General features: G+C 46.9%; 23 protein-coding genes. 12 read left to right on the forward strand and 11 right to left on the reverse strand.

Annotated features, from left to right (window positions below; translation table 11 throughout):
- Positions 1-13: 13 nt before the first annotated feature.
- The 3 genes from napA to B4E62_RS02570 are packed head-to-tail and all read right to left on the reverse strand — an operon-like array spanning position 14 to position 3,070.
- A complete protein-coding gene (gene napA / locus B4E62_RS02560; RefSeq protein ID WP_331350944.1) occupies positions 14-2,518 on the reverse strand; it encodes a nitrate reductase catalytic subunit NapA in 2,505 nt (834 codons plus the stop codon).
- Positions 2,515-2,853, reverse strand: a complete 339-nt coding sequence (locus B4E62_RS02565; RefSeq protein ID WP_331350945.1) for a chaperone NapD — start codon at positions 2,851-2,853, stop codon at positions 2,515-2,517. The genes napA and B4E62_RS02565 overlap by 4 nt, the downstream gene beginning before the upstream one ends.
- A gap of 25 nt (positions 2,854-2,878) precedes the next feature.
- Entirely contained in the window at positions 2,879-3,070 is a 192-nt protein-coding gene (locus B4E62_RS02570; protein WP_331350946.1) for a periplasmic nitrate reductase, NapE protein, read from the reverse strand.
- A gap of 747 nt (positions 3,071-3,817) precedes the next feature.
- Here B4E62_RS02570 and B4E62_RS02575 point away from each other — a divergent pair.
- The 5 genes from B4E62_RS02575 to B4E62_RS02595 all read left to right on the forward strand — a co-directional run bounded on the left by B4E62_RS02575 (position 3,818) and on the right by B4E62_RS02595 (position 8,154).
- Positions 3,818-4,453 carry an HAD-IA family hydrolase gene (locus B4E62_RS02575; protein WP_331350947.1) on the forward strand — a complete coding sequence of 212 codons (636 nt, stop codon included), beginning with the start codon at positions 3,818-3,820 and terminating at the stop codon, positions 4,451-4,453.
- Positions 4,454-4,568: 115 nt separating this feature from the next.
- The gene (locus B4E62_RS02580; protein WP_331350948.1) at positions 4,569-5,381 is read left to right on the forward strand and encodes a hypothetical protein; all 813 of its coding nucleotides are present in this window, start codon (positions 4,569-4,571) and stop codon (positions 5,379-5,381) included.
- Positions 5,382-5,613: 232 nt separating this feature from the next.
- A complete protein-coding gene (locus B4E62_RS02585) occupies positions 5,614-5,895 on the forward strand; it encodes a DUF1330 domain-containing protein (RefSeq protein ID WP_331350949.1) in 282 nt (93 codons plus the stop codon).
- A 304-nt stretch (positions 5,896-6,199) separates the two neighbouring features.
- Positions 6,200-7,081 carry a thioredoxin gene (gene trxA / locus B4E62_RS02590; protein WP_331350950.1) on the forward strand — a complete coding sequence of 294 codons (882 nt, stop codon included), beginning with the start codon at positions 6,200-6,202 and terminating at the stop codon, positions 7,079-7,081.
- Positions 7,082-7,218: 137 nt separating this feature from the next.
- The gene (locus B4E62_RS02595) at positions 7,219-8,154 is read left to right on the forward strand and encodes a YidC/Oxa1 family insertase periplasmic-domain containing protein (RefSeq protein ID WP_331350951.1); all 936 of its coding nucleotides are present in this window, start codon (positions 7,219-7,221) and stop codon (positions 8,152-8,154) included.
- A 41-nt stretch (positions 8,155-8,195) separates the two neighbouring features.
- On the opposite strand, the gene ylqF is transcribed toward B4E62_RS02595, so the two are convergent.
- Together ylqF and B4E62_RS02605 are read right to left on the reverse strand one after the other, a co-directional pair.
- The gene (ylqF, locus tag B4E62_RS02600) at positions 8,196-9,134 is read right to left on the reverse strand and encodes a ribosome biogenesis GTPase YlqF (protein WP_310072320.1); all 939 of its coding nucleotides are present in this window, start codon (positions 9,132-9,134) and stop codon (positions 8,196-8,198) included.
- A 22-nt stretch (positions 9,135-9,156) separates the two neighbouring features.
- Positions 9,157-9,474, reverse strand: a complete 318-nt coding sequence (locus B4E62_RS02605) for a hypothetical protein (RefSeq protein WP_331350952.1) — start codon at positions 9,472-9,474, stop codon at positions 9,157-9,159.
- A 149-nt stretch (positions 9,475-9,623) separates the two neighbouring features.
- Here B4E62_RS02605 and B4E62_RS02610 point away from each other — a divergent pair, with 149 nt between their 5' ends.
- Entirely contained in the window at positions 9,624-10,868 is a 1,245-nt protein-coding gene (locus B4E62_RS02610) for a sugar efflux transporter (protein ID WP_331350953.1), read from the forward strand.
- Between the two features lie 26 nt (positions 10,869-10,894).
- On the opposite strand, the gene B4E62_RS02615 is transcribed toward B4E62_RS02610, so the two are convergent.
- The 3 genes from B4E62_RS02615 to B4E62_RS02625 are packed head-to-tail and all read right to left on the reverse strand — an operon-like array spanning position 10,895 to position 13,553.
- Positions 10,895-11,527: a hypothetical protein gene (locus tag B4E62_RS02615; protein WP_331350954.1), complete on the reverse strand. Its 633-nt coding sequence runs from the start codon at positions 11,525-11,527 to the stop codon at positions 10,895-10,897.
- A 38-nt stretch (positions 11,528-11,565) separates the two neighbouring features.
- Entirely contained in the window at positions 11,566-11,985 is a 420-nt protein-coding gene (locus tag B4E62_RS02620) for a DNA polymerase III subunit chi (RefSeq protein WP_310072329.1), read from the reverse strand.
- A 2-nt stretch (positions 11,986-11,987) separates the two neighbouring features.
- Positions 11,988-13,553 (reverse strand): leucyl aminopeptidase, encoded by a 1,566-nt coding sequence (locus tag B4E62_RS02625; protein ID WP_331350955.1) that lies wholly within the window; start codon positions 13,551-13,553, stop codon positions 11,988-11,990.
- 211 nt (positions 13,554-13,764) lie between these two features.
- Between B4E62_RS02625 and lptF the strand changes: the two genes are divergently transcribed.
- On the forward strand, positions 13,765-14,889 hold the full coding sequence (gene lptF, locus B4E62_RS02630; protein ID WP_331350956.1) for an LPS export ABC transporter permease LptF: 1,125 nt from the start codon (positions 13,765-13,767) through the stop codon (positions 14,887-14,889).
- On the forward strand, positions 14,882-15,940 hold the full coding sequence (gene lptG, locus B4E62_RS02635) for an LPS export ABC transporter permease LptG (protein WP_331350957.1): 1,059 nt from the start codon (positions 14,882-14,884) through the stop codon (positions 15,938-15,940). The genes lptF and lptG overlap by 8 nt, the downstream gene beginning before the upstream one ends.
- 1 nt (position 15,941) lies before the next feature.
- On the opposite strand, the gene B4E62_RS02640 is transcribed toward lptG, so the two are convergent.
- Positions 15,942-16,433, reverse strand: coding sequence for an RDD family protein (locus B4E62_RS02640; protein ID WP_331350958.1), 492 nt, complete (start codon positions 16,431-16,433; stop codon positions 15,942-15,944).
- Between the two features lie 9 nt (positions 16,434-16,442).
- Entirely contained in the window at positions 16,443-17,339 is an 897-nt protein-coding gene (locus B4E62_RS02645; RefSeq protein ID WP_331350959.1) for an adenylate/guanylate cyclase domain-containing protein, read from the reverse strand.
- Between the two features lie 201 nt (positions 17,340-17,540).
- Here B4E62_RS02645 and B4E62_RS02650 point away from each other — a divergent pair, with 201 nt between their 5' ends.
- The 4 genes from B4E62_RS02650 to B4E62_RS02665 all read left to right on the forward strand — a co-directional run bounded on the left by B4E62_RS02650 (position 17,541) and on the right by B4E62_RS02665 (position 20,902).
- Positions 17,541-17,876, forward strand: a complete 336-nt coding sequence (locus tag B4E62_RS02650) for a GntR family transcriptional regulator (RefSeq protein WP_331350960.1) — start codon at positions 17,541-17,543, stop codon at positions 17,874-17,876.
- A 173-nt stretch (positions 17,877-18,049) separates the two neighbouring features.
- Positions 18,050-18,931 (forward strand): ABC transporter ATP-binding protein, encoded by an 882-nt coding sequence (locus tag B4E62_RS02655; protein WP_310072342.1) that lies wholly within the window; start codon positions 18,050-18,052, stop codon positions 18,929-18,931.
- Positions 18,928-19,623, forward strand: coding sequence for an ABC-2 transporter permease (locus tag B4E62_RS02660; protein WP_310072344.1), 696 nt, complete (start codon positions 18,928-18,930; stop codon positions 19,621-19,623). The genes B4E62_RS02655 and B4E62_RS02660 overlap by 4 nt, the downstream gene beginning before the upstream one ends.
- 64 nt (positions 19,624-19,687) lie before the next feature.
- The gene (locus tag B4E62_RS02665; protein WP_331350961.1) at positions 19,688-20,902 is read left to right on the forward strand and encodes an acyltransferase family protein; all 1,215 of its coding nucleotides are present in this window, start codon (positions 19,688-19,690) and stop codon (positions 20,900-20,902) included.
- Positions 20,903-20,943: 41 nt separating this feature from the next.
- Here B4E62_RS02665 and B4E62_RS02670 read toward each other — a convergent pair whose 3' ends face one another.
- Complete coding sequence (locus B4E62_RS02670; RefSeq protein ID WP_331350962.1) at positions 20,944-21,147, reverse strand: DUF2934 domain-containing protein; 204 nt, start codon at positions 21,145-21,147, stop codon at positions 20,944-20,946.
- Positions 21,148-21,455: the final 308 nt, after the last annotated feature.

The raw sequence follows: 21,455 nt of genomic DNA on the forward strand, positions 1-21,455 counted from the left end.
AAATTCCTCTACGTCAAGCCAATTTTATTAATTCAATTTTCACTGCACATTTTTTAAAATCGGTTTGCAGTGATATAGGATCTGTTGCGTCCAAGGTGACATTGTTGACTAGTCGAGTGGCATCGAAGAATGGTATGTACACCAAACCGCGCGGAGGTTTTACACGCCCGCGAGTTTCTACGCGAACCCTCACTCCTCCACGTCTGCTAACAACACGCACTTCGCTGCCACGCCTCAGCCCGAGGGCTTCGGCATCTTCATGGTTCATGTACGCAAGCGCATTGGGTACTGCTGCATGTAATTCCTCGACTCGATTGGTGAGGGTGCCCGTATGCCAATGTTCCAATACCCGACCGGTACTGAGCCAGAAAGGGTATTCTTCATCCGGCGATTCGGCTGGTGGCTCATAAGGCAACGCAAAAATTAATGCGCGTTTGTCAGGGTGACCGTAGAATTGCACGCCGCTACCTTTTTCTACATAAGGGTCGTAGCCCTCTCTATACCGCCAAAGCGTTTCCTTACCATTTACGACCGGCCAGCGAATACCCCGAGCATGATGATAATCATCAAAGTTTGCTAGATCATGCCCATGACCGCGCCCGAATTGTGCGTATTCTTCAAACAATCCCTTCTGTACGTAAAATCCAAATTCATCCGCTTCGCTATTCCCATATGCAGGGTCACGCTCACCGTTAGGAAATTTGTTGACCTGCCCATTTGCAAACAAAATGTCATAGAGCGTTTTGTTTTTGTAGGTAGGCGCTTTCCCAATTAACTCTAAAGGCCAGACATCTTCAGTTTTTATGCGCTTGGAAAACTCGATAAGTTGCCACAAATCCGATTTGGCATTCGCAGGTGCTTGAACGAGTTGATGCCAGAATTGTGTGCGTCGCTCTGCGTTGCCATAAGCGCCTTCTTTTTCTACCCACATTGCGCTTGGCAAAATTAGATCGGCGGCTTGGACTGATACCGTGGGGTAAACATCTGAAACTACGACAAACGCTTTCGGGTTACGCCACCCCGGCAATGTCTCCTGGGCAATATTCGGACCCGCTTGCATGTTATTGCATACTTGCGTCCAATAAAACTGGATATTGCCGTCTTTCAATTCTCTGCTTTGGCGCACTGCAGCGAAACCTACCTTGTCCGGGATCGTCCCGTCCGGCAACTTCCATATTTTCTCTGTGATTGCGCGATGCTTGGGATTTGTCACCACTAAGTCGGCGGGAAGACGATGTGCGAACGTGCCCACTTCACGTGCTGAGCCACATGCCGATGGTTGTCCCGTTAATGAGAAGGGGCTATTACCTGGCTCGGCAATTTTGCCGGTCAATAAATGCAGATTGTAAATCATGTTGTTTGCCCAGGTTCCACGAGTATGCTGGTTAAAGCCCATAGTCCAGAGCGACATAACTTTAATTTTAGGGTCAGCATAAATTTCCGCGAGTCGTTTTAATCGTTCAGCAGGAACTCCGGTTTCTTTCGCGGCATGCTCAAGCGTATAAGGTTTTACAAACTCGGCAAATTGTTCGAAATTGATATCTGTCCACGTATTGGCTTTGTCTTTACCGGTTGCTTTTTGCTGGCGCGGATCTTCGGGGCGTAAACCATAACCGATATCGTCTTGACCCTTAACAAAACGCGTATGTTTCTTAACAAATTCCTGATTTACCTTCCCACTTTGAATAATGTGATTGGCGATGTAATTGAGAATGATCAAATCAGTATTGGTTTTAAAAATTAGCGCATGATCCGCTAAGTCAAACGTGCGGGTTTCGTAGGGGGACAATACCGCAACCTGAACATGGGGAAACGACATCCGTCGATCAGTTATGCGGCTCCACAAAATAGGGTGCATTTCTGCCATATTTGAACCCCAAAGCACAAATGCATCGGCGGCTTCAAAATCGTCATAACAACCCATGGGTTCATCCATGCCAAATGTGCGCATGAAACCCGTTACTGCAGAAGCCATGCAATGACGCGCGTTCGGATCAAGGTTATTGGTGCGTAGCCCACCTTTGAATAATTTACTAGCTGCGTAGGCTTCCCATACTGTCCACTGGCCGGAGCCGAGCATAGCAACGCTTTCTGGCCCGCCTTCACGAATAGCTTCCTTAAGTTTATCTGCCATGATAGTGAAGGCGGTGTCCCAGCTCACAGGGGTAAATTGACCATTTTTATGGTATTTTCCGTCTTTCATTCGCAGCATTGGTTCATGCAAACGGTCACTGCCATACATGATTTTTGAAAGAAAATATCCTTTTACACAATTCAATCCACGGTTTACTTCAGCTTTGATATCACCGTGCGTTGCGACCACCCGATTATCTTTAGTTGCAACCATCACGCCACACCCTGTACCACAAAAGCGGCAGGGTGCTTTGCTCCACTTCAAGCTGGTGAGCTCGCGGTTGGTAATAAGATTTGCAGCGCTGGCGGGTATAGGTAAACCGATTGCAGCGGCCGCCGCAGCAGCGGCGCTCGCTTTGGCAAAGAGACGCCGACTTATTTTCACAATAGTTCCTCCTCGGTGGTTATTTCATCGCGCAAATCCTCAGCCGACAAATATTCGTGGTATACCAGTGCCGCGTTAAGGACACCGGGTTGCTCACGTAGGTCATCTAAAAAATCTACTATGGCTTTTTCTGCACTACTCTCCGTAACAATCACTATCTTTCCTTGCTCACTTTCTGCATGAATTTCTACCTGAATATTTTCATTTAATTGCTTAGATAGCCAATCATGAAACATCACTAAATGAGCAGGACGCACATGCGCCACCATACTTGCAACATGGAGTTGCTGGGGAGGGTAGGTGATATCTTGCAAGGGAATGAGTTTAGAAGTCATACCAGCTCCTTGATAGTAAATCGAATTAATATGGCCCTGGTGGGCCGACGATGAGCTGGTAAAACCAGATCGAAAAACCCAAGGCCCCGACGATGGCCACGGTGAGAATAGGAAATAAAAAAACAATAATGAAAATAAAAAGCCGCCACTCTTTACTTTTCTCGGATCGGTGTTGTGGGGTTGCTGGTAGCGGTGCCTGATGTTCTTCATTCAGCATCGGCCGGCCTCTTTTTCGGGTGAAATTAAAAGAATATTTATAGTTTAGTAACCTTTTTTAATTTTCCAAATATTTGGCGCACCAATATTGATTTTATCCGTAGACTGCAATTTGCTTCACATACGGCTATCGTGCTTCGACGTGCCGCAAGCTCAAATGTGCATTAACACTGCCCCTTTTATAGCAAATTAGATATGATCGCGTGCCTGAATTATTATTCTGAAATAGTGCGTGCGCCGATTGAGGAAAGCGAAGCATATATGCTAATTGCCTTCAGCATCTGCAAAAAAAACCGGTTCAGTTTTCCCCGTACAAAAAATCTTTGTTGTTTATCCCTCCAGAGGTAGATATTCGAAACGTCGCGAACCTCAGGACGAATAGGGCGAATGATGCTGGCAAACCTGATGGATTTGTATTAGCAGGTATTTAATTGATAACGAATGTTTCGCTAAATTTTTGGAAGAAAGTGACCTTTATCCAACCGATTTTCAGCAGGCAATGAAGGAGTTGCTTGATAGTGAGGCAGTATTAAACGTAGATGCTGATGTTAGTAAGCGCAGAACAAAATACATATAGCCTGACTAACCGCAAAAGAGTGAACGATGGTAGCTGTCAGACGAATAAACGATTTTCCATCCAGTTGTACGTACCTGTGATAATTAAATTTATTTGCTATGGATCATATTGAGATAGGCTTAGTTAGCCTCAAAATAGAGTTCGCTCCAAAACCCAGCTGCGGAAATTACAATGAATACTTCACCTGCATTAATTGTTTTTGATCTCTACGGAACACTGGTTCGGTTTGGAATCATGCATCATCCTTTCCGAAAGGTTCTACTTTGGGCAAGGGAACAGGGGCGCAGCCCACAACCAGATGATGCACGTAGACTTATGACGGCAGACAAGGATTGTGCTGAATTGCTGGCGACACTTGGGATTTTTCCCCCCGCCAACATGCTCGCACAATTACATCAGGAAATTGAGGAAGAGTTAGTCAGTCTGACGCTCTTTGATGATGTGCTACCCACCCTGGATGTATTGGCCAACCAAGGAATTCCGCTGGCCATTTGCTCCAATTTGGCCAAACCCTACGGAGCAGTGATTGACAAGCTATTGCCGCAATTTAACTTTGCCCGGCACCTCAGCTATGAAATTGGAGCAATAAAGCCTGATAGAGAAATCTACGAATCGATTGTAACGGACACTGGCTTGGTACCAGAGCAAATCCTCTTTATTGGTGATACATCGCTGGCCGACTATGAGGGACCTACCCAATTTGGTTTTCGAGCTAAACACTTGGTCAGAAGCCAGCCGTCAGGCGGTAATAGCATTGCTTCACTAACAGAAATTTTGCGGTTGCTGACTCACCAAACGGCCCAATGATGACATGGCATTTGCGCGGTATCTCGAAACATCCAGAAAAATTGCTTTTGAGATACCGACAAAATCAATAAGCTGATTTACGTTAACCCTGAACTCATTAACCTCAGGAGCCGCAATGACAACCGCCCTCGAAAATATGACCGAAGAGTGCGAAGCCGTTCTTATCGCCAGCAGAAATTACAACATTGAAAAGAGTATTTGGCCAACCGATGTCATCACTATCAATTATTTACTCACCCAAAGCGCAGCGATGAAAAACGTTTACGACGAACTCTCGGTGCTGTCAGCCCAACAAAGAGCACAATTCCTTGATCAATTGGCGGGTACTCTCTCGTTCTGGTCACCAGAAAATACAATTGAGATGCGCGCAGCCCGAAACCGTCTGATCGCTGTGAATAAAAAAATCAGCACTCTGGCGAAAGATCTTGCCGATTCATTAGAGGAACGATCCACCCTTGAAAACCAGCATCCATTTACTTCAAATACCCATTACCACATTGTAAATGTCATCAAAGAGGCTTCTCGTAATAACTATCACTTTCGGAGTTTCTTGGCTGAGCCTCTTCAGGCATTAGCGGGTCAATTTGACCTTAAATATTGGCCTTATCTTCCGACGGTGATTAAGGAAATAGGCGATGACGCCGAAGCAGCCGAAATCTACGCAACAGATCCAAGAACGGAGGCTGCAACATCCTCGACTCGATCATCAAAAGCAGATTTCGTCAGAGCAATGTTATCGATGATAGCTGAACTAAAGAGCACGCCGAGTTTGTATTTCTCTAAAAGCTTCAGTTTGAGTGACTCAGCAATGGCAGATCTCGTCAATGTTTGTCTAAAACTGAGCGCAGAAGAGCTGATTGACAGCGCCTATGTTAAGAATTTACGGCATAGGGAAAAAGGTCTATGTAATGGTAATTGCCCAAATTGATTGTTATTGCTAGTTTCACAATTCACATCGCGGCATGACTGACCAAATGAGATTGAGCGCATCATGGATGGTAATCCCGTGATCGCGTAAGGTGGTTCGAAGCGCGAGCTGAAGTGATTCTGGATACGTAGGCCGAACGACATAGGCAACTTTTGGAATGTCTTTTTATAGACTCTGATAATCCTTTTTTGCGTCGGCCAAATGGCCAACATACAAACGCAGGAGATTCAAAATGCCCGCCTATATCACTGTTAATTTCACCCCAACCGATAAGGAGAAGCTGCAACAATATGCCGCCTCAGTGACGGCCACAGTGGCTAAGTACAGCGGCGAATTTTTGGTCAAAGGCATATTAGAAAAGCTGTCCGGGGACACCGATTATGAGATGCAAGTCATTCTGGCATTTCCTTCGAGGGAACAGGCTATAGGCTGGTATCATTCACCGGATTATCAGGCATTAATTCCTCTACGTGATGCCGGCATGCTCTCGCAATTCCAACTGATCGGCACATAGAGCTAAATATCACCGAGCGAAAATAATGTTGCATTCGTAATGTTTTCTTTTTCCATCGGAAGTACGTTTGAGGTGAGCCGAAGTGATTCCGGATGTAGTATGAAAGGTGTTCTTCAAGTGTCTCCTTGTATAGCCCGAAGATTTAAGCGGACCCGACAACATTTAGCTTTGGTGTTGCTAAACCAGCATCTCAACGAGCGGCATGAACGCAGATTGTGCGGTAATTGCTTAGGGTTAAATCAGGGTTTTGACGTTAACCGCCCGTTCGTTGATCCTTTTTGCCAATCACTTTAACGGAAAATATATGAAAAATGTAACCACTAAAATTATTAATAAAATCATAAGCCTACCTTTGGTTACACTGAGAAAAGCTTATATAACCATCGATGAATCCTTTAATCGCCCGGTGGTGATTGATTTTTGGGCGGACTGGTGCGGCCCCTGTAAAAATCTAATGCCGATTTTGGAAAAACTCGCCAACGAATATGCCGGTGCTTTTTTACTGGCAAAAGTAAATGCTGATGAGCAGCAAATGATTTCATCGCAATTTGGTGTGCGCAGTTTGCCCACGGTGATGGTTATGCAAAATGGCCAGCCAATTGATGGTTTTACGGGAGCATTACCCGAAATACAAGTGCGTGAATTACTGGCCAAATACTTACCCAAGCCCTGGGAGGCGCCGCTTAACCAAGCGCAAGCGCTGATGGCTGCAGGAAACTTTGCCGATGCACTTCCGTTGTTGCGCGAAGCACACGATGCATCGCAACAACTGGCGAGCATTGCGGTCTTGATGGCGCAATGTCATCTCGAACTTAACCGCATCGACAATGCTGAAGCGATTTTATCGGCAATCAAAATAGTCGATCAGGATGCGCGTTACGAACAATTGATAGCGCAAATTGCACTAAAAAAACAGGCCGCAAAAACGCCGGAGCTGGCCGCGCTGGAAGAAGCTTATTCGCAATCGCCACAGGATTTAACGGTACGCTATCAACTTGCGCTGCAATATCATCAGGAAGCCCAATATCGATCTGCGTTAGAACATTTATTGGAAATTATTCGCACGGAGCGTAATTTTGCTGAGGGGGAAGCGCGTAAAACCTTTACTGCAATTATCGCGGCTCTGGGCAAGGCAGACCCTCTGGCGATTGAATTCCAGCGCAAGTTATTTACTTTGCTTTACTAGGCTTTACCTCCCGGCAAATGGTCGCTGCCACCAAAAGTGGGTACACTGAACATCTGTAAAAAAACCGTAATGTGAGAGTCCCAAGAGGGCCTGACCTTAATGGCGGTCACCATGCTGCTAGAGGATTAAGATACACAATGAGTAAATGCTATTCCCTGATCGCATTCCTGGCCATATCTGTGGCTTTGTTCGGGTGTGGCAAGTCCAAAGAGGCTGAGCAACTGCCGGTATTTTGTAAGCAGGATGGCTCGCGTCTGTATATCAAGCAGGGCAATATCAGCATGGAGATAATGCCCAAAGTTGCCGCGCGCGTTTCCTCGCTTAAATATGATGGCCATGAAATATTGGTGGGCATTGCTGATCCGGATCAAATCACTGATTGGGGAACTGTGTTCTGGTCAAGTCCACAATCAGAGTGGAGTTGGCCTCCTGTTGAGACCTTGGATAGCAAACCCTACACGCTGGGCTCACAGGAAGACCGCTTGGTTTTAACCAGTGATATCGATAAAAAAACCGGCTACCAATTTACCAAAACCTATATGCCAACTGGCGATGACCGCATCTCGGTCACTTATCGAATTACCAATCACAGTGACCACAAAAAAAACGTAGCGCCTTTGGAAGTGACACGTTTGCCACCGTCGGGTGATTTGTTTTATCCGCGTGGTGATACTGATCCCATTAGCGGTATTTTTTATCCATTGGATGTGCAAAATATTGATGACCTGACTTGGTATCACTATGACGCCAAAAAAATTCGCACTGACCATCACAAAGTCATGCAAGATGGCAAAGAAGGTTGGGTTGCCTATGTTGATAAAGGTTATTTGTTGGTTAAAGAGTTTGCGGATAATCCACCTGCAGCAATTGCTCCCGGCGAGCGTGAGATAGAAATATTTACCCACGTTGAGCATATTTTTATTGAAATGAAACAGCAGGGCGCATCAGTGGGTTTGGCACCCGGCGAGCATTTGGATTGGACGGTGGTTTGGCATGTGAAAAAATTGCCTGAGGATTTAGCTAAAGATCCAGAACCTGCCGCGCTGGCAACTTATGTTCGCAGCTTGTTGTAAAGGGATGTTGCGATTGAAATTCTGATGCAAAAAATCGCCGCTTAGCGGCGATTTTTTTTGGTTTTTAAACGGCGGATGCGATCAGCTTCTTCTTTTTCGATGCGTTTTTTCTCATCGTCTGCTTTGGCTGTTGCCACTTCCAGTTGCGTCATTTCGGGAGTTTCCCAGCTGATCGGCCCGAGTAGCCCTGCGCGCAATTCGGTGATCAGTATTGACGATACTTTCTGGATTTCTACTCCGCCACCCTTGCGGGTACAGCCGCGTTTTATGCCGATAGCATCCAGTAACTCCACATCTGATTCCGGTAGCTCATCCAAACCATAACGCTTTTTTAGCGCATCCGGATAGGCTTTTAATAGATACTCGGCGGCATAGAGTGCGATGTCGGCATAATCAAACACTGTATCTTTTATCGCCCCGGTAATTGCCAAGCGATAACCACAGGAGGGCGGCGATAATTTCGGCCACAAAAATCCGGGTGTATCGGTTAATAAGATACCGTTTTCCAATTTGATTTTTTGCTGTGCTTTGGTCACGCCCGCTTCGTTACCGGTTTTGGCAATTACGCGCCCAGCCAGAGTATTGATGATGGTGGATTTACCGACGTTGGGAATCCCCATAATCATCGCACGTGCGGGGCGAACATCGCGCTGGCGTTCGCTGACTAAACTGGTGCACACATTTAATAAGTTGCGAATTTGATCGGGGCGTTGTTGGCTCACCGGTAGCGCTTTTACGCCTGCTTCCTGTTCCATTTTTTCAACCCAGAGTGCAGTAATCGCCGGGTCGGCCAAATCCGCTTTGTTGAGCAATTTAATCAGTGGCGTGTCGCCACGCAAACTAGGTACCAGAGGATTTTCACTGGAGAAGGGGATGCGCGCATCGATAACTTCAATGACCACATCCACATGTGGCATTACTTCCGCAATTTCTTTGCGGGCCTTGTGCATATGCCCGGGGAACCAATTGATTGTTGACATGTTTTACTCAAAAAGAAATTTTTTAAAACGTATCCAGTTGCTCACTGGAATCGAAATGATGCAGCAACAAGCATTCATCATCGGATTCGCCTTCGCAAATCACCACCGAAACCGGTGCAATGGTTGCGCCGTAAGTGGCATCTTTATATAAGCACTCGTTCAGGGCTTGCCAAAGTGGGGCAGGGAACTCGGTGAAAAAATTAAAGCTCAGATAGAGTTTGCCTTTTTCTTCAATCGCATCCACCTCCGGTGAGCGAATGGCGCGCACGCGCTGCAGAAACTCTTCGCGGTTAAAGTCGCGGCTGTATTTGGGTTGGATTTGAATGCTGATGCATTGCATGGTGGGGTCTGTCCTCGGGTGCAATTGTGGCGATTATACAGAAAGCGCGCTCTGATCACCCTTAATAAACTCGGGGTATATCCATCATGTCGCTGTTAAGAAGCATTAATCCTCATAACTCCCCATTTTGGCGGTAACCGGTTTCAGCTATGATGCGGTTTCGTCTTTTCCCTGCGGTAAATTCTGTGTCCTCTCCCTTATTTCGCCCCATTGCATTGGGCTTATACCTGTTATTTTTTACTGCCGGCGTGGTGGGGGCATTGGTACTGCCGACCTTTAGCTTGTTTCTGGCCAAAGAAATCGGCGTGCGTCCGCTGTTGGTGGGTTTGGCGTTTGCGGGCATCGCCCTCGCAAGTATTGCATACAACCATTGGTTGGGTCATTGGTCGGACAAGCTGGTAGATCGCCGTCCGTTAGTCGTGTTTTGTTGTTTGCTGGGAACCTTGGCTTGTGTGATTTTTGCATTGTCGCGTAACTATTGGCTGGTGGCTTTTACCGCGTTTTTTTTACTCAGTTTGTCGATGGTGTCTTTCTCGCAAATCATGGCTTACAGCCTGGATTATGCGGAGGCTGAAGTTCCTGTCGAACGCATTCCCCTGTTCAACGCTATTATGCGCGCGCAGATTGCATTCGCTTGGGTGGCGGGGCCGCCCGCCGGCTTTTTACTGGCGACCTATTTTGGTTTTGATGTCAGCTACGGCATTGCAGCAATCTTGTATGTCTTCGTTGCCGCTGCAAGTTTTAAATTATTGCCGCGGTTACCCAAAAAAAATAAACCGGTTAATGCCGCCGGTGAGCAGCTCGCGCTATCGCCTTTATCGCCAATGATTAAGCAATCGCTCTGGTTGTGTGCGATTGCATTTTCGTTGATGTGGGGTGTGAACAATGCCTATCTCATTAGTTTACCCATTCATCTCAAGGATAATTTGCACATCGAAGCGCAGTGGATGGGGTGGGTGATGGGTACTACAGCCGCGCTGGAAGTTCCGTTTATGTTATTGGCTGGGCATTATGCCAGCCGATTTCGTTTAATTAATCTAATTCGCTGTGCGGGTGTTGCGGCTCTGCTTTTGTATGTCGGCGTTTATTTTGCGAGTGAGTTGTGGCACTTATTTGTGCTGCAAATTTTCAATGCGATTTTTATCGGTGTGTTGGCTGGCTTAGGTGTGTCGGTAATTCAGGATTTGATGCCGGGTCGCTCAGGTGGCGCTTCAGCGCTTTACACCAATACCACTCACGTGGGTAATCTGTTGAGTAGCTTAATGGTGGGTTTAGTGGCAGATTACTATGGCTACCATCAAGTGTTTGTAGTCAATATCCTGTTGGTTTTTGTCGCTATTTGGGTGTTTGGCAAGGTAAAAAGTCCGCGTGAATTAGCGGCGACTAGCAGTTGAAGCAGCGATTAGTAAATCGCTGCGGTTCAATCTTCATCTTCATTTAATAACTTTTCCAAATCCTCCACGCTCATTGCAAATAGTCGGTGGCGTAATTCGCGCTCTATTTGCGGCATCATGCTTAGCATTACTTCTTCCACTAAATATTGACGCGGCTTGTTGGTTTTGTGTGCAATATTTTTGGTGGAACTAATAATTTTTTTCGCAGTTTCGTATTCAAATAGTGGTGGCGGATTATTTCCGTGCAATCGTTCGCGAATGTGTTGCGGTAAAAAAGGATTTTCGCCGCTGGCTTTGGCAAGGGGGCGATGATCTGTGTGCATGCCTGACTGTGTTGTGCCCAGGTGCGATGCAAAGCCGTGCTTTTTGTGATCCTGTAATGATGACGTTGGTTCATGCGGTTTGGTTGTTGTATCGAGCTTTTCAGCAATTTTGGTTAGCGTCGATTTTGGTTCGTCAAAGAGCGAACCTTGGCCAGGTAAAACAGAGGCATGACGATTGATAAGCACGGGTGGCTCTGCGTGGAATTCCTCATCGAGAATTTCATCTTCACCTTCCATATCTTGCAAAATAGGAATGTCATCCTCTTCCAATAATAATCCTTTTATCGATTCCAGCTCCTGCAATATTTCGGCTTTGGTTTTATTCGTATTGGCCATGATGCTTACCTGTTAATCGCCTTGTCTGTGCGCGCTTATCACAATTTGCGCGTTTCAATCGGATAGCCTCGGCTTTTGTAAAAACTGAAACGCTCGCGGCTGGATTGCAAACTCTGTTGTTCCTGGATTACCACTTCACTTAAACGCTCGAAGCGGCTGAAGTAAGGTGGCGTGGTCTTGCTCAAGTTAAGCAATAAACCTTGATGATCGCCAGCTTCCGGAGTGAAGGTGATCTCCACTGGCGCGGGTTTGCCGCCATTTATCAGTTGGTGCGGGATAAAACTTTCCGGCTTGAACGTCCAAAGCAATTCATCGAACGCACGTGCTTCTGCTTCACTGTCCATCGCCACCAATACCCGCATGCCCATACGCTGTACTTTGTCGATCAAGCGGCAGGCAAACAACCAGCGGGCTTCGCTGGTTGTTTCCGGCAGTATGTAAAAATCCACCTGGGTCACGATTAAACCTGATTAAGCAAGTACTGTAATAACATGGTGACCGGGCGGCCGGTTGCACCTTTAGCGCCGCCAGAGCGCCAAGCTGTACCGGCGATATCCAGATGTGCCCAAGCAAACTTTTTCGCAAAGCGCGAGAGGAAGCAGGCAGCGGTGACAGCGCCAGCTTCGCGACCGCCGATATTGGCGATGTCGGCAAAGTTGCTATCCAATTGTTTTTGGTAATCGTCCCACAATGGCATATGCCAGGCGCGATCGGCGGATTCTTCACCGGCTTTCAGCAGGGATTTAGCAAGCTCATCGTTATTGCTGAACAAGCCAGTCGCGTGGTTGCCCAGTGCGATAACACAGGCACCAGTGAGGGTAGCGATATCGACAACGGCTTTTGGTTTGAAGCGCTCGGTATAGGTGAGGGCATCGCACAATACTAAACGGCCTTCGGCATCGGTATTGAGGATTTCAATCGTCTGGCCAGACATGGAGGTAACTATATCGCCGGGTTTGGTAGCACTGCCGTTGGGCATATTTTCTGATGCGGCAATGACACCGACCACATTAATTGGCAATTGCAATTCCAGCAGGGTCTGGATAGTGCCGAGTACACTTGCAGCACCGCACATATCGTATTTCATTTCATCCATAGCGGCGCCGGGTTTCAGGCTGATGCCGCCAGTATCAAAGGTGATGCCTTTACCCACTAGCGCGATTGGCGCCTGCTTTTTACTGCCGCCTTTGTACTCCAGCACGATGAGTTTGGCAGGTTGGTCACTGCCAGCGGCAACTGACAGGAGTGAGCCCATGCCCAATTCTTTCATCTGTTTTTCTTCGAGGATATTTACACTCAGTTTTGACTGCTTGTTGGCGAGGCGCTTCGCTTCGCTGGCGAGATAAGTCGGTGTACAAATATTACCCGGTAAATCGCCCAGTTCGCGCGCCAGATTGACGCCTTTGGCGATAGCTTGGCCGAGCAGCAGGCCTTTGGTTGCGCCAGCGGTTTGGGCTTTGGTTGCACCAAAAAATACTTTCTTTAGCTGCAAGCTAAGTTCGGCCGGTTTGCTTTTGAGTTTATCGGCGCGGTAATCCAGCAAGCTCAGACTTTCTGCGACTTGGCGTGCCTGCCATTCGGCATCATGCTGGGCAACACTGACGTCAGCCAGTGCGATAGTGATTTCGTTGCAAGTTGTCGCGCGCAGTGCATCGCTGATTTTTTGTACGGCACGGCGATAGTTATCGGCACTTACATCACCATCTTTTGTTGCGCCAAAACCCAACACTAGCAGGCGCTCTGCGGCTATGCCTTGTGGATTTAATAACAACAAGCTTTGCCCCGCCTTACCTTGAAATCCCTCGCGCTTGAGCAGTGCCTCCAATTGCTGTGCATCGGCAGCATTGATCGCGCTGGCAGATGGCGAGAGTTTTACCCCTTCATAACTGGCAACTACCAAACATTGGGTCACTTGTTTGATGGGATCGATCGCTTTGGTTGAGAACTGGATCAGGCTGGTTTTGGTAATGGCGGATTTGGCAGTCGCAGGTTTGGCAGATTTTGCAGAGGCTTTGGCGGCGGTCATAGAAAGTCCTTGGTAAAAAAAGCAGTGAAAAATTCGCTCAAGACAAATCGGGCGCGGTACGTGATAATGCCACAATTTGCGCGGTGCATGGCGGCAAAATTCGGTGAAAAGCTGAACCTTATCGCCTACCACAAGTCACTAGTCACAACTGTACAATCTATCGGTAAAAGCGGCAGACCCTATTGGGCACATTTTGTACATGCAGTAGCCAATGTCGAATGACAGGATTATCACTTTGATTATTTTTCGTTATCTCTCGCGGGATTTGTTGATCACCAGTTTGGCAGTGAGCGCGATTTTGCTCACCATCTTTCTCTCGGGAAAATTCAGCGATTACCTCGATGATGCCGCGCAAGGCAAGCTTGCTGTAGACGTGCTTTTCACCATTATCGCCTACCGTATGCCCAATTTATTGGAATTGATTTTACCCCTGGGGTTTTATCTAGCGATTCTGCTCGCCTATGGGCGTATGTATATCGAAAGTGAAATGGTCGTATTATCGGCGACCGGCATGAGCCAGTGGCAATTGGTGCGCATTACCTTGGTACCTGCCGCATTGGTGGCCTTGGTTGTCGCGGCATTTAGTTTTTGGTTAAGCCCTCTAGGTGCCCAACTCACTGAGCAAGTTCTCGCGGAGCAGCGCAATCGCAGCGAGTTTGAAAGCTTGCAAGAAGGGCGCTTTCAGGCCATCGGCCAGGGGCGCATCATGACTTATGTTGAGCAAGTGAGCGATGACAATAAGCGTTTGGAACAAGTATTTGTTGCCCAGCAAGATGGCCAAACCAATTCCACCATTGTGATCGCCGAAACCGGTGAGCAGGCTTATGTTGCGGATTATGGCCAGCGTTATTTGGTGTTACACAGCGGTCATCTCTATGAAGGGCACCCTGGCACCAGCGAATTTAAAATTACAAAATTTGATGAGTGGGGCAGATATTTGCCGCCAACGACCAGTGAAGCAGAGTTTGAGAGCGAAGCTGATGCAAAAACTACAACCCAGCTATTTGCTGCGAGTGATTTGGACAGCAAAGCCGCGTTGCAATGGCGAATCTCCATGCCCTTAATGGTGTTGATTGCAACCTTGCTTGCTGTGCCGTTGAGTAAGACAAATCCGCGTCAGGGGCGCTACCTGAAAATGCTGCCCGCTATTTTGATTTATATTTTTTATCTCGCCTTTTTGATTAATGCCCGCGGAGCAATCGCCGAGGGTGATCTGCCTGTGTGGTTGGGCGTGTGGGTGGTACATATTCCTTTTTTGGTCATTGCTCTGTTGATGTTGAATTGGCAGGCGCTATTGCAGTCGCGTAATAAATCGGTGAGGGCTGCCCATGCATAAAATTACGGCTTACATATCGCGCACGGTTTTTTATGCAATTGCCATGACGTTGCTGGTATTTATTTCATTGGATTTTATTTTCGGGTTGATTAGTCAGCTGGAAAAAGTCACAGAGACTTACACGGCATTGGAGGCTTTTTATTATATGTCGCTGACAGTGCCGCGCCGCCTTTACGATTTGATTCCATATGCGTGTTTGATCGGTTGCCTTGCTGGCTTGGGGTTGCTCGCAAGTACCAGTGAGCTGGTCATTGTGCGTGCAGCGGGGGTATCGGTAAAACGCATTGCCTGGATTGCCCTGCGCCCTGCGTTAATTTTTATAGCGATCGCTTTATTGTTGGGCGAATTTGTTTCGCCTTATACAGAACAAATGGCAGAAAATCGTCGCCACTTTTTAAAATACAATGTGACCCAGCAGGCACCACAAAAAGTATGGAATCGCGAAGGCAATGAGTTTATGTATGTGAGTGCCGTGTTGCCTAATGGGGTTATTTACGGCTTGACCCGCTATAAGTTTAACGACCAACATCAATTGGAGTCTGCCAGTTTTACTAAAGAAGCGGTTTATCGGGACGGATATTGGCAAGAAAAAGATATCTCTATTACTTATATGGAAGAGGCCAGTGTGCGCAATGAGGCGTTGGCTGATCGCCGTTGGGATACACCGTTGACGCCTAACCTGTTCAATATTCTGGTATTGGCACCCGAAGATATCTCCATGCGCAACCTGCATTACTACACCAATTACCTTGAGGCACAAAATCTTACTGCGAGTAATTACAGTTTGGCATTTTGGCAGAAAATATTGCAACCGCTTGCGTCTGCCAGCCTGGTGCTAATTGCTATTTCTTTCGTATTCGGCCCACTGCGTAGTGTGACTATGGGGCAGCGGATTTTTACAGGGGTTATTTTTGGAATTGTTTTTGCGTTGCTGCAACGCTTACTGGGGCCATCCAGCCTGGTATTTGGTTTTCCTCCTGTTATTGCCGTAATGATTCCTATTTTCCTGTGTATTGCGTTGGGAGTTTATTTGTTGAACAAAGCGCGCTAAATTATTTTTTTTCCTTGCTCAATAACAGCGTGCGTGTTTTGCTGATTTTATCGTGCAGGGTCTGGCGCTCGGTGTTGGAGTACATCAACCAATAGCCGGCGCCTACCAAGCAGAGTGATATTGGCGCGCAGAGAAAACGAATAATACATTGTGCATAGCTCGGGCAATTCAGGTTATCGTTATTTACGATTTTCATACGCCAGGTTTTCATTCCCAATGTTTGGCCGGATTTGTGCCAGAAATAACAAAAAAATAATCCTATAGTCAAAATCCAGCCAATAAAAACGACTGCACCAAATATTCCCCAGGTGATGCGTTCCCCTGTCTCGGGTGCGCCCTTAATGGCCACGTTAATTCCCGCCACAATCGCACCATACAAAATACTGAGCGCCATAATTAAGAGTGAGTCATACACCATGGCAGCAAAACGGCGCATCAGGCTGGGCGTGGAGTATTCAATTGTTGTTTCGATATTCATGGAGGGATTGGTCATGTTGGAGGGTCACACTTTAAAATGCAGCGCCCAAGGCGTGCTGGCAGTAGCGGTTTGGCCAAGGCCAATAAACCCCCGGCCTTGTAATGGCAATTCTTCGCGGCGCAAATAAATAGGTTCTTGCTCATCCACGTAGACATAGGTGCCGTTGGTGGAGTGATCGACAAGTACATATTTGCCGCGGCGAAATTCAATATGGCAGTGCTCGCGCGACGCCAACTCAGTTTCGATCAACAATTGTGCTTTGTGCGGGTCGCGTCCAATGTGAAAGGGCGTCTGTTCTGGCAGCAGCGAAATAGTGCGGCCATTCACTACCAATTCCAGCTGGAATTTATCGACAAAACGGGTGACATCATGAATCGGCATCACCATAGTCGCGCGGTTGTCTTTACCTGAATGTTCCCACTCCAGGCGGTAAATCAGTGTTTTCTCGGTTTCACCTTTGATGTTGATGCGATCAAACATCTGGCAATCGCGGCGCAGTGCATTATCCATTGCATCTACAACGGATTGGGTGATCACGATCTGGTTGGCGCGGGCGATGTGCGCCACGCAAGCCGCATCGTTAACCCTATCGCCAAAAACGTCATTGGGTGTGATGAGTACATCGCCATAGGCAATGCCGATACGAATTCCCAAATCTTTCAGTCGAGGCTCTTTAATGCTGCGCTGTTGAATCGCAATCGCCGCTTCACACGCTTGGTTAACCAAATCAAAGCGCGCCATGATTTCGTCACCAATGGTTTTCACCAACGTGCCTTCATGCACTATGGTCAGCGCCGTCATAAATTGCACGGCGTCATCAATCGTCGCTTTAGCTTGTTCATTACCCACCCGCTTATATAGCGCCGAACTACCGGAGACGTCGGCGAACATAATGGCTTGTGTTTGGCTGCGTTGATTCATGCGATCCGTGACTTATGGTTTGACGGGCGGGTGCTAATGATAAGCACTTTGAAGGCGGATGCCTATACGGGGAGTTTAAAGGGCTATTGGCTTTTCTGGTTGCGCACTGTGTATATCTGTGTATACTGTGTATATCGTATATATACAGATGGGGTTTGCGTGACCGAGGCATTATTTCTTTCGCAGAATGACAGTCGGCCCATGTATCTGCAAATCATGGAGCAGATCAAACAAAAAGTGCGCGCGGGCGACTGGCCTGCGGGGCACCCCTTGCCCTCAATCCGCGAGTTGAGTGTGTCAACCCAGGTGAGTGTGATTACGGTTAAGCGCGCCTATACCGAGTTGGAAATGGAAGGCGTTATTGTGACTCAGCCAGGGCGCGGATCGTTTGTGGCCGATGTGGTGGATGTGCAAAAAACGCTGCTTGAAGCGGAGTTGGAAAAGCATATCGCCAGTGTGATTAACACTGGACATGTGTTGGGATTAAGTGATGGCCAAATTGTAGCGCTGGTAAAAAAAGCATTAATTGGGAGTTAGGTGTTATGCAATATTTTTTAGGAGGATTAATGAAAAAGCTAATTTTTATTCAGGTAGTTGCTGGTGCTTTTACCTTGCTAGGTATGAATGCAAATCTCAGTGCGGAAAATTTACCCCGATAAGAAAGTGTCGAAAAAATTTGATTACCAATTGCCTGAATAAGAGACGCAATCATGCAAAACGCCATTGAATTTAATCAGGTTTGCAAGCGCTATCCGGAGTTTTATCTGGATCACCTTGACCTGAAATTACCAACCGGTCAGGTGATGGGGTTGGTGGGTGTGAATGGTGCAGGTAAATCCACCGCCTTGCGGTTGATTATGGGTTTGATCCAGCCAGACAGCGGCAGTGTAGATGTATTGGGTTATCGCCTGCCTGAGCAACAGGTATTGGCGAAAGAAAATATTGGTTACGCCGCTGAGGATATGCGGTTATACGGCGCAGAAAATTTGCGTTGGCATATGCAATTTATCCAATCGATTTTCCCCTCTTGGGATCCGCTCTATGCCGAGCATTTGCTAAAACGGTTCGATATGAATGCCGAGCAAAAAACCAAAGGTTATTCGCACGGCCAGCGGGTTAAAGCCAGTTTAATTTTGTTGTTGGCAAGGCGCCCGCGCTTGGTGATTTTGGATGAGCCTACCACAGGGCTTGACCCTGTTTCGCGCTACGAAGTTCTGGCTGAATTGGCGGAAATCCTGCGCGATGAAAATCGCAGTGTTTTATTTTCCTCGCACAGTACCCAGGATGTAGAGCAACTTTCCGATTCGATTACCTTTTTACACAAGGGTAAAACGCTAGCTTGTCAGGATAAGGAAACCTACATCGAAGGTTGGCGCAGGGTGTTGTGTTCGGGCACGCTCAACCAGCCGCTGGATTTGCCTGGTGTGGCGGAATTTAAGAGCAATGGCTCCCTGCATGAAATTAAAATCAGGGGCTTTGAAGATGCAATGCTGGCCAGAATTCATGCACAAGGGTTACAGATATCCCAAGTTGAGCGCATGACCCTGGAGCAAATTTTTATCGCGAGTGTAAGGGAGGTGGCTAAACAATGAATTCGATAGCGAATCGTGCGGTACTCAATATGCCGGTCATCAAACAGCTGGTGTATAAGGATTGGTACTTAAATCGAAAATTATTGGCAGTCTATGTAGGCGGCGGAATTTTTTCGTTGAGCATTATCAGTTTGGGCGAATGGCAATTTTTTATGGGCGCCATTATGTTTATTACCATGCTGGTGGCCATGGGTAATCATCAGTTATCTGTCACCATGATTAACGAGCGCAAAGAGCAAACCTTAGCGTTTGTAATGAGCTTGCCGGTGTCGCCAGCTGATTATGCCATGGCGAAATTTTTATCGAATATGGTGCTCTTTTTTGTCCCCTGGTCGCTGTTGGTGTTGGCCACAACAATTGTGATTTTGCTTACGCCCTTGCCAGACGGATTGGTCGCTTTTACCTTGCTGGTCTGTGTGCTTATTGCAGTGAATCATTGTATTTGTTGGGCGGTGACCATGGCGACTGAAACTGAAGGCAGTTTTTTGCTGGTGATGATCGGCCTCAACTGTTTGTTAAACCCTGCGTTATATCTTCTCGCCCGATCCCCCAATATCGGTGGCCATAATTTGAATGGCGACGTCGTCTGGACGACTACAGCAACTCTGGTGTTGTTGTGTGAAATCCTCGCCATTGTGTTGCTGTTGGTTGGCACATTGTATTTCCGCTCGCGCAAAAAAGTTTTCTATTAGTCCTTTGATTCGAGCCTGAATTTGCATCAGGCAATTCCCAAACAACTCGCATGAGGTGGTCATTATGTATTCCACAGAGCACTCGCACGCCAATAAAATGGTGCGCCCCTATGAAATTGAACGTTTGCATTATCTGGATAATTTGCGCGCGTTAGCGATGATCGGAGGCGTTTTTTTTCATGCCATGCTGGCTTACAGCCCCGCATTACATAATCTTTGGTTGACGGCAGACCGCGAGCAATCGGTTTTTATCGATATTGTCGCATGGTTCTCACATCTGTTTAGAATGCCATTATTTTTTGTCATCGCCGGCTTTTTTGTTGCCTATCTGGTGAGCAAGCGCGGTATGCGCGGCATGCTGTTTAACCGTACTAAGCGCGTGTTGTTGCCGTTTATTATTTTTCTTCCACTGTGTTTGTGGGCGATAGTGGCGTCGCTAATGTCTGCAGTGGCGACAGTTGAGTATAAGTCACCGTTTCTACAAATGGTCGCACAGGCTATGGCAACGCCGGGTACTCCACCGCCACCTTTTTCCACTATGCATTTATGGTTTTTGTATAACCTGATGTTTTTTTGCGTACTGACCTGGGTGTTTAGCTACATCAATTGGTCACGTTTATACAAGCTGTTTAGTGCAATCAAACCGCTACCATTTGTATTGTTGTTTCCGCTCTTGCTGATTCCGGGTTTGCTATTGGTTGAATCTCCTTTTCCTGCACCCGACAAGTTATTACCACAGCTGTGGGCATTTGGCTTTTTTGGATTGTTCTTCGCGTTAGGTTACTGGATTTTCAGCACGCAGGATTTTATCGATAGATTCCAGCCGTATTGCATCGCCCTGTTTGTGGCGAGCCTGATCCTGTACGCCGCCTACTATTTCTATATACCCAAAGAGTTTACCTTTCCATCAACACCCTTTGAGTTTCCGCAGAATATTATTGTGAAATTATGCGAAGCCTATATCTCTGTGTGGATGACACTGGTGTGCCTCGTTGCTGGAAAACGCTATGTAAATTCCCACAGTCGCACCATGCGCTTTTTCTCTGACAGTTCCTATTGGATTTATATTATTCACTTGCCGTTATTGTTCGCAGTGCAATACCAATTGATGGATAAAGACTGGGGCTTGCTTGCCAAATACAGCGCATCAGTCGGCATCACGTTATTAATAGGTGCGGTGAGCTACCTGTTGCTGGTTCGCTGGACGCCGATTGGTTGGATGTTGAATGGGAGGAAGAGGGCGGTTAACAAAACTGAAACCGTCGCGATGAAACAATAAGTCCGCCATGTCGCCGGGTCATCAAAATTGCTCGCCAGTAATTATGTTTGATCCGGCTGTTCAGTTTCCGTATCCCCTTTGTTTTCATAAGGGTTGGTGGATTTGTTTGATCCAGTATTTTTATTTTTTTGTTCTGCCACCATTTTGGATGCTAGATGCCAATGTTTGTCCGATTGCCCGCTGGGTTTCCCTTCTGATACCCAAATATAATAAGCCAGCTCGCGTATTTCATGTTCGCTAGTCATAGCGTAACTCCTGAAAAATAGTGAACTCCTCTTATAACAGTCATTAAAGTACTTATCGGTGTGTTGTACCCCATATAGGTGTTCATACACCCGGCCGGGAAAAAATAATTACTGTCGAAGGGCGCACTTTGATGGGTCGCGCCTCACCCGGTGAGGTTAAGCATTTGATATGGCATGTTGTCTTAAGCGACAAAAGTTTTAAATGCGGTTGTAATTAGAACCTTTCGTAATTAATATTGGCGCCGTTTTGATCTTCGTCACTTACGGATAAATAAGCCATGGACACAGGTTTACAGTGCTTGGTAGCA

Origin of the sequence: Cellvibrio sp. UBA7671, assembly GCA_002483145.1 — a bacterium.
Classification (GTDB): domain Bacteria; phylum Pseudomonadota; class Gammaproteobacteria; order Pseudomonadales; family Cellvibrionaceae; genus Cellvibrio; species Cellvibrio fibrivorans.

Bases quoted from the DNA above. Each gene is read 5' to 3' on its own strand.
- B4E62_RS02565 (WP_331350945.1), bottom strand. From the start codon at position 2,853: ATGACTTCTAAACTCATTCCCTTGCAAGATATCACCTACCCTCCCCAG.
- B4E62_RS02570 (WP_331350946.1), bottom strand. From the start codon at position 3,070: ATGCTGAATGAAGAACATCAGGCACCGCTACCAGCAACCCCACAACAC.
- B4E62_RS02575 (WP_331350947.1), top strand. From the start codon at position 3,818: ATGAATACTTCACCTGCATTAATTGTTTTTGATCTCTACGGAACACTG.
- B4E62_RS02580 (WP_331350948.1), top strand. From the start codon at position 4,569: ATGACAACCGCCCTCGAAAATATGACCGAAGAGTGCGAAGCCGTTCTT.
- B4E62_RS02585 (WP_331350949.1), top strand. From the start codon at position 5,614: ATGCCCGCCTATATCACTGTTAATTTCACCCCAACCGATAAGGAGAAG.
- trxA (WP_331350950.1), top strand. From the start codon at position 6,200: ATGAAAAATGTAACCACTAAAATTATTAATAAAATCATAAGCCTACCT.
- B4E62_RS02595 (WP_331350951.1), top strand. From the start codon at position 7,219: ATGAGTAAATGCTATTCCCTGATCGCATTCCTGGCCATATCTGTGGCT.
- ylqF (WP_310072320.1), bottom strand. From the start codon at position 9,134: ATGTCAACAATCAATTGGTTCCCCGGGCATATGCACAAGGCCCGCAAA.
- B4E62_RS02605 (WP_331350952.1), bottom strand. From the start codon at position 9,474: ATGCAATGCATCAGCATTCAAATCCAACCCAAATACAGCCGCGACTTT.
- B4E62_RS02610 (WP_331350953.1), top strand. From the start codon at position 9,624: ATGATGCGGTTTCGTCTTTTCCCTGCGGTAAATTCTGTGTCCTCTCCC.
- B4E62_RS02615 (WP_331350954.1), bottom strand. From the start codon at position 11,527: ATGGCCAATACGAATAAAACCAAAGCCGAAATATTGCAGGAGCTGGAA.
- B4E62_RS02625 (WP_331350955.1), bottom strand. From the start codon at position 13,553: ATGACCGCCGCCAAAGCCTCTGCAAAATCTGCCAAACCTGCGACTGCC.
- lptF (WP_331350956.1), top strand. From the start codon at position 13,765: ATGTCGAATGACAGGATTATCACTTTGATTATTTTTCGTTATCTCTCG.
- lptG (WP_331350957.1), top strand. From the start codon at position 14,882: ATGCATAAAATTACGGCTTACATATCGCGCACGGTTTTTTATGCAATT.
- B4E62_RS02640 (WP_331350958.1), bottom strand. From the start codon at position 16,433: ATGACCAATCCCTCCATGAATATCGAAACAACAATTGAATACTCCACG.
- B4E62_RS02645 (WP_331350959.1), bottom strand. From the start codon at position 17,339: ATGAATCAACGCAGCCAAACACAAGCCATTATGTTCGCCGACGTCTCC.
- B4E62_RS02650 (WP_331350960.1), top strand. From the start codon at position 17,541: ATGTATCTGCAAATCATGGAGCAGATCAAACAAAAAGTGCGCGCGGGC.
- B4E62_RS02655 (WP_310072342.1), top strand. From the start codon at position 18,050: ATGCAAAACGCCATTGAATTTAATCAGGTTTGCAAGCGCTATCCGGAG.
- B4E62_RS02660 (WP_310072344.1), top strand. From the start codon at position 18,928: ATGAATTCGATAGCGAATCGTGCGGTACTCAATATGCCGGTCATCAAA.
- B4E62_RS02665 (WP_331350961.1), top strand. From the start codon at position 19,688: ATGTATTCCACAGAGCACTCGCACGCCAATAAAATGGTGCGCCCCTAT.
- B4E62_RS02670 (WP_331350962.1), bottom strand. From the start codon at position 21,147: ATGACTAGCGAACATGAAATACGCGAGCTGGCTTATTATATTTGGGTA.